The sequence below is a fragment of the Novosphingobium gossypii genome (assembly GCF_050433305.1).
Classification (GTDB): Bacteria; Pseudomonadota; Alphaproteobacteria; order Sphingomonadales; family Sphingomonadaceae; genus Novosphingobium; species Novosphingobium gossypii.
The window spans coordinates 1-3,872 of the sequence record NZ_JBNPXM010000026.1 but is presented as its reverse complement, the minus strand read 5'-3'; the positions used below and the strand labels follow the sequence as shown (position 1 = coordinate 3,872).

Genomic DNA, 3,872 nt, shown 5'->3' with positions numbered 1-3,872 from the left:
ACTCAGCGATGCAAAGACAGATCGAGATGCTTGGCGAGAACAGGCGCAGCGCTTGGCGCTTCTCCCCCCTGGGGGAAGCGATGAACCAAAAGCCCGCCGCAGGTTCTGGCCATGGCAGCGAAGCTAATTAGGGCTCTTTGGTTTCTGTAGAGGTCGAGTTCAGCAGCGCCGCAAATGCATTCTGCGGAGTTGCGGCAGGTGGGGCCGGAGGCGGGGGCGGGGGCGGAAGCAACTTTCCTGTTTCATCGAGGTCTTCGAAGTCAGTAGCTCCGACCTCGTTCGCTCGAATGATCAAAGAGCGCCAATAATTCTCTGGCAGCTTCTTTGCGATATGCGCGCGTTTCAACACATGGAATGGGTTGTAGAGAATCGCGAACGACATCTCACCCAGAGGACCTGGCACAGTTCCTATGAACTCCAAGGCGGCCAATCTCTTCATACGGTCTTTCCAGGTCCGCACAGCGCGTTGACCGGAAAAGCCAGAGTGAAAAGCCATCTCTTCAGGGCGATTGAGCTGTAGGAACCCTTCATCGAGGGTGCGGCACCACAGGTCTAGATAAACCTGACTTACCGGAAAACCCTTACCTGAGAGATGGTCCATGCTGTTCATTATGAGCGGCATCAAGCGAGGCATCGTTGCAAAGCCGTCGCGTTCTTTACGGTTCCAGAGATGCCTGTTTTCGACTCCGGGCCACAAGGTCTCCCGAAGTGCAATTTGCCGCTCAAGGATGTGCTTTGCCTTGGGACTGCTCATTCAGCTTTCTCAAAAGGGCGGGATTGGGTTTGGAAGCCGATCCCTTCGCTTTCTCCTGCTCTTCACCGGCAGAGAGAGCTTCGGCCATCATTCCAGGGGTGGAAGCCGGAATAGGCTGGGTAATCACGATAACGCCAAACATACGCTTTTTTGTGTCAAAGTCGAATATTTAGTTATCTCATCTTACGCTTTAGATGTCTGCATAAAATGCAATTTAACTATTTGAATTGATTTATATTTTTCAACTCAACTTATGATAGTGTCATAAATATGCCGTCATGACGGTTAAAAATCGTTATCTTTCAAAGATATAAGATTTTTCTTTGGTGATGTGTGATGCCGGTGATTACGTGGTGCGGGTGGTGCGGGTGATGCGGTGATCCCGACCATGATCATGATTTCTCCCATTCTCATGATGATGTGATTGCCTGCCAATCGAGGCCCCATGCTCTCCACAGTTGCTCGATGATGCCCTGAGGAACCAAGGGAGCCCCTCTCAGGGGCGTAGAACGGCGGCCCTGCGGTTCACCCTTCTTTGCTCGTTCTGAGCTCCTATGGCCCTCCCAGAGCTTCCAAGGGCACGTTAGGTCCAGCCATCCGCCTCACCCATACTTTCGCAAAGCCTGCACTTAGTTTTGACGGTGACGGTCTAAAGCGACTTATGCCGTTGCAGGCCGCGGAGCGAGTGAGGACGGGCTGTCGGCATGGGAGCTTTTACCCCCCTAAGGTAATACGGGGGTACTTCGCGATGCGCGAAACTGACATTATACTTATAATACAATCGCTTACTTAGAAAATTACCTGCTAAATAGCCGTCATCAATCGGCAGGGGTTTGGGCTGGGCCTGAAGGGCCGCTGCGAGCCTCCCTGGGGGTGTAGGGGGTGAACCCCCTACGGCAGCCTCTTTGCTCGTTCTGAGCCCTGCGGCCTTCCCAGAGTTCGAGAAGCGCCCTCCCTTCGCTCCTCATCCCCCCGAACACCCTTAAAGACGGTGCCGATTAGGAATTGTTGGCGGGCTTGCGCTTCCATCCCGCATGCTTCCGCGCGGCATAGCCAATGCTCCTGCTGATCGTAATGCGCCGGCCTGATATGAAGCCCTGCGAGCTCGCCCACATATGAAAATGGGCCGCATAGGCTGGGTGTATGCCCTTCAAGGTGTATTTCGCGAGCTGCCCTGCCGCGCCGACCTCTTGGAAATGCAAAGCACGACCGAGGCAAGCGAAGCGTGTCAGCTTCTCAAGACGGTCCCGGATGACCCTCTCTATTTCCAACCTAGCCCCATCAGGAGCCCGCATTACCCAATGGACGTGCCTAGGACCATTTTCCGGATGCTCATGCACCGCATAGGCGTCGAACGACCCGAATCCCCTGCCTTTGGCGTCGCGCTGATAGGCGTACCACCTAGTGAACCTTTGCCAGACGTTCTGGAACAACTCTGCGGCGCCATCAGCAGGCACACCTAGGCTGCTGAAATCAATCGTCACGAGAAGGTTGAGCGGGCGACCGTTATCGTTGGCGAACCTGACAGCATGGAAAGCCCGAGCTGCCTGCCTCGGTCCGATTGAGACTGTGCCTGTTTTTGTAGTCATTAGAGCCACCTTATACCTAGGCAGGGGCTATGGTCAGAGCGCGCCCGCATGTGTCCACATTCTTGGCCGTAAGGCCGTCCCGCAGCGAGCGGAGCGAGCGAGGACGGCCTGAGGCCGACAAGGTTCTCAGATGTCCGCTGATGCCAATAACCATGCGGATTTGTCTCAAAAATGAGACTCATTTGGTAGGTCTAAGCCGCCGCGAGCGGCCTGATTAACGAGTTACCCACCCCCCGCCATCGCCAGCTTCCCGGGGGGAGCGCTTGTCGGGGCATGGATAACTCGCAGCCCCCTTCGGGGGTAATCTTAAGATCATAGAATCACTTTGATAAAAACCATTCAAATACATGTGCTTAGCTTGCATGGTAGTCCCATCAGCTGTGGGACTACCCCGTCCCATCAGCTGTGGGACTGGTTTGACAAAATAAATCCAACGTTTGACAAATTTTGTCAGCTGTGCGTTGATAGATTGCGTCAGCAAGCTGACAAAATTTGTCCACGATTGAGACGGGGTAGTCCATGGCCGCAAAAGCTAAGCATGTCGGGTTGACCACTGCTCCCGGGGGGACATGGGTTCAGACCGATCGTGCAGCCCATGAGGCATGGGCGAAGCTAATTGGGGCCAATCCTCGAGCGGCCGCACTGATGCATGTCATCGTGGGGAATATGGGCCGCCATAACGCCCTCGTCGCCAGCGTCCCGACGCTTCAGAAGATGATGGGGTGCTCAAGAAACACTGTGCTGCGCGCGATCAATGTCCTGAAGGAGCAAAACTGGTTGGAAGTCCGTCAGATTGGCGGTGCTGGTACGTCAAACGCTTACGTCGTCAATGATCGTGTCGCGTGGTCAGGGAAGCGTGAAGGCATTCGGCACAGCTTATTCTCAGCCGCAGTTCTGGTCAGCGATGATGAGCAGCCTGATCGGGATGAGTTAGGCTCCCAACCTCCTTTGCAGCGCCTGCCTGCCATGTATCCGGGCGAACACCAGCTCCCTGCCGGGTCAGGCCTCCCGCCTCCGTCACAGCCCTTCTTGGGCGGAATGGAGCCTGATTTGCCTGCCACCCAACGCGGGGATCCCGACGACCAAATGGATGTAGAAGCCTATCTGGCGCTGAAAGATCAGGCGGGCTGAACACCTTGGCAAACGATAAAGTGAACGATCTTGAACAGGTAGGTGCAGGGTTATGACCCTTACACTGGGGCAAGCGGCAAAAGAGGCTGGGGTTAGCAAGGCTACGTTGAGCAAAGCCCTGAAATCTGGCCGCTTGAGCTACATTGCAAAATCTACTGCAGGGTATGAGATTGACCCTGCTGAACTGTTTCGTGTGTTTCCCAGAAAACAGGTGGAAACTGTTCACTCCGAACGATGCGAAACCCTGCAAGAAACGCCTGAAACCATCGCTTATCAGCGAGAAATTGAGTTGCTTCGCCAGCAACTCAGCGATGCAAAGACAGATCGAGATGCTTGGCGAGAACAGGCGCAGCGCTTGGCGCTTCTCCCCCCTGGGGGAAGCGATGAACCAAAAGCCC

General features: G+C 54.9%; 5 protein-coding genes. 2 read left to right on the top strand and 3 right to left on the bottom strand.

The features are described from left to right. Positions 1-127: 127 nt before the first annotated feature. The 3 genes from GGR40_RS22080 to GGR40_RS22070 form a co-directional block, all read right to left on the bottom strand. Positions 128-754, bottom strand: coding sequence for a hypothetical protein (locus GGR40_RS22080; protein WP_429278415.1), 627 nt, complete (start codon positions 752-754; stop codon positions 128-130). Next, positions 723-896 (bottom strand): hypothetical protein, encoded by a 174-nt coding sequence (locus tag GGR40_RS22075; RefSeq protein ID WP_429278414.1) that lies wholly within the window; start codon positions 894-896, stop codon positions 723-725. The genes GGR40_RS22080 and GGR40_RS22075 overlap by 32 nt, the downstream gene beginning before the upstream one ends. A gap of 856 nt (positions 897-1,752) precedes the next feature. Further along, positions 1,753-2,238, bottom strand: coding sequence for a hypothetical protein (locus GGR40_RS22070; RefSeq protein ID WP_429278413.1), 486 nt, complete (start codon positions 2,236-2,238; stop codon positions 1,753-1,755). Between the two features lie 624 nt (positions 2,239-2,862). Here GGR40_RS22070 and GGR40_RS22065 point away from each other — a divergent pair. Together GGR40_RS22065 and GGR40_RS22060 are read left to right on the top strand one after the other, a co-directional pair. After that, positions 2,863-3,474: a helix-turn-helix domain-containing protein gene (locus GGR40_RS22065; RefSeq protein ID WP_429278412.1), complete on the top strand. Its 612-nt coding sequence runs from the start codon at positions 2,863-2,865 to the stop codon at positions 3,472-3,474. A 52-nt stretch (positions 3,475-3,526) separates the two neighbouring features. Continuing rightward, positions 3,527-3,872 (top strand): hypothetical protein (locus GGR40_RS22060; protein WP_429278411.1); only part of this gene is annotated, 346 nt, incomplete at its 3' end.